Raw genomic sequence first — 5228 nt, forward strand, 5'->3', positions numbered from 1 at the left:
TCGATCGCCCCGAAGACACTCGCCCCCTCCGCGTCGCGCATCTCGATCTTCACGCGGTCGCCGAAGCGCAGGAGCGGCGTCTGCGCGGCGCCCTTCTCCACCTGCTCGACCAGCCGCGCCTCCATCAGGCACGCAAAGCCCGTGGCGAGGTCCGCGTTCGAGATGGTGCCGGTGCCGATCATCGTGCCGGCCGCCAGCTCGCGCGTGCGCGCCGCATGGGCGACGAGGTCGAAGAGGCTGAAGGTCGCGTCCACGCCGGCATTGGGCTCGCCGAGGCGCCGGTCGTTGACTTCGCAGCGCAGCGTGAGATGCACCGTGCCGTCGCGCCAGCTCGCGCCCCGCTCGTCGGGGGTCGCCGCCACCGCCGCGAGCGCGTTCGCGCCCTTGCCGTTCACGAAGCCGAAGCCCTTGGCGAGCTCCGCGGGAATGAGGCGCCGGAACGAGACGTCGTTCACGATCGAGAGCAGGCGTACGCTGCGCGCCGCATCGGCGGGCTTAGCGCCCATGGGCACATCGCCCACGATCGCCACCACCTCGCCCTCGAGGTCGACGCCCCACTCCTCCGAGAGCACGTGGATCGGGTCGCGCGGCCCCATCATCGAGCCCGCGCCGCCCTGATACATCAAAGGATCGGTGTAGAAGCTCTCGGGCACCTTGTCGTTGCGCGCGCGGCGCACGCGCTCGACGTGCGTGAGGTAGGCGGAGCCGTCGAGCCATTCGTAGGCGCGCGGCAGCGGCGCGGCGACCTCGCGGCGCTCCACGGCCTGCGCGAAATCGATCGCATGACGCTCGTGTCCGCCTTCGAGGCTCGCCGCCGCGTCGCGAAGCCGCGCCTCGACCTCGTCCCAGTGCTCCAGCGCGTGCTGCATCGTCGGCGCGATCCTGTCCACTCGCACCGCCCGCGCCAGGTCGCGGCTCACCACGAGCAGCGTGCCGTCGCGGGTCGGACCCTTGAGGGAGGCGAGTTTCACTTACCCTCCCTTGGGAGCGGGTTGGGTGAGGGTCGCTTTGTGGAAACCCTCCCACGCCGCGTCATAGCCCCGGTCGAGAGCGGGCGAGGACAGCGCCGCCGCCGTCGGCTCGAAGACGTAGCGGCTCTCGAACATGAAGGCGAGCGTGTCGCCGAGGTACTGGGGCTCGAGCTTCGCCGCCACGGCCCTGTCGTGGGAAGCGCGGTCGGGACCGTGGGCGCTCATGGCGTTGTGCAGGCTCGCACCGCCCGGGACGAAGCCGCCCTGCTTCGCGTCGTACGCGCCCTTTACCAGGCCCATGAACTCGCTCATCACGTTGCGGTGGAACCAGGGCGGCCGGAAGGTGTCCTCGGCCACCATCCAGCGCGGCGGGAAGATGACGAAGTCGCAATTGGCCGTGCCCGGCGTGTCGCTGGGCGAGGTCAGGACCGTGAAGATCGACGGGTCCGGATGGTCGAAACTGACCGTGCCGATGGTGTTGAACCGGGCGGTGTCGTATTTGTACGGCACCAGGTTGCCGTGCCAGCCGACCACGTCCAGCGGACTGTGGGCGAAGGTCGTGCTCCACAGCCGCCCGCCGTATTTCTGCACGCACTCGGTCGGCCGGTCGATGTCCTCGAAGGCCGCGACCGGAGTCTGGAAGTCGCGCGGATTGGCCAGGCCGTTCGAGCCGATCGGCCCGAGGTCCGGCAGGCGGAAGGCGGCGCCGTAGTTCTCGCAGACATAGCCGCGGATGGGCCCGCCGCACTCGACCCGGAACCGCACTCCGCGCGGAATGACCACGATCTCGCCGGGCCGGGCGTCGATGCGTCCCATCTCGGTGACAAAGGCCTGTTGTCCCGCCTGGGGGACGATCAGCAGCTCCCCGTCGGCGCAGTAGAACACCCGGTCCGTCATCGACCGGTTGGCCGCATACAGGTGGATGCCGGTCCCGGACAGGGCCTCGGGATCGCCGGCGCCGCCATAGGTGACCAGCCCCTCGACCCAGTCGGTCGGCTGGTCCGGCATCGGCAGCGGATCCCAGCGCATCCGGTTCGGCGACGGCGGCGCCTCGTGGAACGGCCCCGAACGCACCCGCCCCTGCGGGAACGGCCTGTAGGCCGGATGCTGGGCCGAAGGCCTCAGCCGGTACAGCCACGACCGGCGGTTCTCGCTGCGGGGCGCCGTGAACGCCGTTCCCGACAGCTGCTCGGCGTACAGCCCCAGCGGATGCCGCTGCGGCGAATTGCGCCCCTCGGGCAGGGCGCCCGGGACCGCCTCGGTGGCGAAATGGTTGCCGAAGCCGGACATGTAGGCAGGCGCGTTGGATCGCGTCATGGTGATCTCCCTGCCCCAGCTTTAGCCCGCTCCCTCTCCCATTGGGAGAGGGGTCTCCCCTAGAACCCCTGGCTCCGCGCCATCCGCTCCTGATGGAACCCCGCATCCCCCAGCAGTTCGTTCAATACGCGCACCCGCTTCATGAACAGCCCGACGTCGAACTCGTCGGTCATGCCGACGCCGCCGTGCATCTGCACCGCCTCCTGCACCGCCAGCTCGGCCACCCGCCCGGCCTTGGCCTTGGCGACGGATACGGCGAGGCCGGCGTCCGGCCGGCCAAGACCGTCATTGGCGTCCAGCGCCTGCAGCGCGCCCAGCACCGCCGCGCGGGCGATCTCGATCTCACTGAACAGATGCGCCGCCCGGTGCTGCAACGCCTGGAATTCGCCGATGAACCTGCCGAACTGTTTGCGCGTCCGCAGATAGTCGAGCGTGGTCTGGAAGGCCTGGTCGCCGGCCCCGGTCAGCGACGCCGCCGCGCAGGCCCGGCCCAGGTTCAGCGCCCCTTCCAGCAGCGCCTCGCCGCCCTCGACCGAGCCGATCAGCGCATCCGCATCGACCTCGACATCGGCCAGCGTCACCCGCGCCGCATTGTGCGCGTCGACCATCACCGTGCGCTCGACCGCGACACCGTCCGTGGACGAATCGACGAGGAACAGGCCGATTCCCTCCTCCGTCCGCGCCGCCACGATCAGGGCGTCGGCGACATGGCCGTCCAGCACGAACCCCTTGGCCCCGTTCAGCCGGAAGCCGTTGCCCGACCGCGCCGCCGTCGCCGCCATCCGCGCCGGCGCGTGCTTGGGGCCCTCGTCCACCGCCAGCGAGACGATCGCCTCGCCCGCGGCGATCTTGGGCAGCCACGCCGCCTGCTGCTCCGCCGAACCGCCCTTCAGCACGGTCGCCGCCAGCACCCCCGAGCCCAGGAACGGCGACGGCGTCAGCGTCCGCCCCAGCGCCTCGGCCACCACCCCGGCCTCGACCGCGCCCAGCCCCGAACCGCCGTGTTGCTCCGGGATGACGACGCCCGCGAACCCCATCTCCCCGAACGCCCGCCACAGCTCGCGCGACACCCCGGCCGGATCGCGGCTGTCCCTCAGCTTGCGCAGGTGCGCGATCGGCGCGTTCTCGGCCAGGAAGCCGTCGGCGGCCTCCTTCAGCATGGTCTGTTCTTCGGTCAGGATCAGCGGCATGGAGGTCAGGCGCCCGGCAGTTGCAGCAGGTGTTTGGCGATGATGTTGAGCTGGATCTCGCTGGTCCCGCCCTCGATGGAGTTGGCCTTGGTCCTCAGCCAGTCGCGCGCCATCGCCCCGTCGCGCGACCGCTCGCCCTCCCACTCCAGCGCGTCGGCCCCGCCCGCCGCCATCAGCAGTTCGTGCCTTCGCTTGTTCAGCTCCGAGCCATGGTATTTCAGCATCGAGGCGATGGCCGGATGCGCCTGCCCCGCCTTCACCTGGTCCCCGGTCCGCTCCATGGCCAGGCGGAAGGCCGCCGCGTCGACCTCCAGCTCGGCGATCCGGGCCCGGAGCATCGGCTCGTCCAGCCGCCCGTCCTCATCGACGCCGATCGAGCCGGTCGCCACCTGCCCCAGCGGCCGCCCGCCGCCCATCTCGCCCATGGCCCCGATCATGGTCCGCTCGTGGGCCAGCAGGGCCTTGGCCACGTCCCAGCCGCGGTTCAGCGTGCCGACCAGGTTCGCCTTCTCCACCCGCACGTCATCGAAGAAGGTCTCGCAGAACGGACTCTTGCCGCTGATCAGGGTGATCGGCCGGGTGCTGACCCCCGGCGTGGCCATGTCGAACAGCACGAAGGAGATGCCCAGATGCTTGGGCGCTTCCGGATCGGTGCGCACCAGGCAGAAGATCCAGTCCGCCTTGTCGGCGTACGACGTCCACACCTTCTGGCCGTTGACGATCCAGTGGTCGCCCCGATCTTCCGCCCGGGTCTGGATCGAGGCCAGGTCCGACCCCGCCCCCGGCTCGGAATAGCCCTGGCACCAGCGGATCTCCCCCCGCACGATCCCGGGCAGGAAGCGTCGCTTCTGTTCCTCGGTCCCGAACTGCAGCAGCGCCGGCCCCAGCATCCACACCCCGAAACTGGCCAGCGGCGGCTGGGCCTGGATGCGGCGCATCTCCGAGGCCAGCACCTTGGCCTCCTCGCGGCCCAGCCCCCCGCCGCCGTATTCCGTCGGCCATTCGGGCGCGGTCCAGCCGCGCTCGCCCATCCGCTCCAGCCACAGCTGGTGCGCCGGCGTCGGGAACGTCGCATCGCGCCCGCCCCACACCCGGTCCTCGTCGCTCTTCACCGGCCCGCGGCACTCGGCCGGACAGTTCGCCTCCAGCCACGCCCGCGTCTCCGCGCGGAAGGTATCCAGATCGGTCATGCGCGCCTCTCCGTCCGCGTCCATGCCGACAGGGTCTCACGGATGACGTTGCGTCAGGCAAGAGCCTCGCCGGCTACTTCACGCCCGGCAGGAATGGCGAGAAGGTGATCACCGTGAAGGTGTCGCGGATATTGGCCCGCGTCTGCACCGACCTGGTCACGAAGGCGCCGATGTCCATCTCCTTCGGCAGCTGGAATTTGGCCAGCAGGCGGCGGCCAGCAAAAATGTCGACAAGGTGGCGATCATCGGCGGAAGAAGCCTCGTCGGCCCGGCTCGGTTCCGCGCCCGTTCACACGGTTTGAAGACGGCTCCCTTGACGCGCCCGGCCGCGCGGCCGAGTCAGGGCCGATCAGGGAGACTTCCATGCGCCACGACCGCCTCGCCGTCCTCGCCGCCCTCCAAGCCCAGGGCGTGGCCCCGGTCTTCTACCACCCGGACGCGGAGGTCTGCCTGAACGTCATCCGCGCCTGCGCCCGCGGCGGTGCGCCGGTCATCGAGTTCACCAACCGCGGCGACTTCGCCGTCGACCTGTTCGGCGACATCGCCCGCGAGCTGCGGAA

4 protein-coding genes and 1 pseudogene are annotated in these 5228 nt (G+C 70.6%); 1 reads left to right on the top strand and 4 read right to left on the bottom strand.

Going from position 1 to position 5228, the window contains the following annotated elements; translation table 11 throughout:
- The 4 genes from Q0588_RS08515 to Q0588_RS08530 form a co-directional block, all read right to left on the bottom strand.
- The coding region (locus Q0588_RS08515) for a fumarylacetoacetate hydrolase family protein (RefSeq protein WP_298745516.1) at positions 1–971 on the bottom strand (971 nt) is incomplete at its 3' end.
- Positions 972–2288, bottom strand: a complete 1317-nt coding sequence (gene hmgA, locus Q0588_RS08520; RefSeq protein WP_298745518.1) for a homogentisate 1,2-dioxygenase — start codon at positions 2286–2288, stop codon at positions 972–974. It lies immediately after the preceding gene.
- Between the two features lie 59 nt (positions 2289–2347).
- Positions 2348–3478: an acyl-CoA dehydrogenase gene (locus Q0588_RS08525; RefSeq protein ID WP_298745520.1), complete on the bottom strand. Its 1131-nt coding sequence runs from the start codon at positions 3476–3478 to the stop codon at positions 2348–2350.
- A 5-nt stretch (positions 3479–3483) separates the two neighbouring features.
- On the bottom strand, positions 3484–4668 hold the full coding sequence (locus Q0588_RS08530; protein WP_298745522.1) for an acyl-CoA dehydrogenase family protein: 1185 nt from the start codon (positions 4666–4668) through the stop codon (positions 3484–3486).
- A 363-nt stretch (positions 4669–5031) separates the two neighbouring features.
- Here Q0588_RS08530 and Q0588_RS08535 point away from each other — a divergent pair.
- Positions 5032–5228: pseudogene (locus Q0588_RS08535) on the top strand (bifunctional 4-hydroxy-2-oxoglutarate aldolase/2-dehydro-3-deoxy-phosphogluconate aldolase); the annotation flags it as partial.

The sequence above is a fragment of the uncultured Brevundimonas sp. genome (assembly GCF_937870815.1).
Taxonomy (GTDB): Bacteria; Pseudomonadota; Alphaproteobacteria; order Caulobacterales; family Caulobacteraceae; genus Brevundimonas.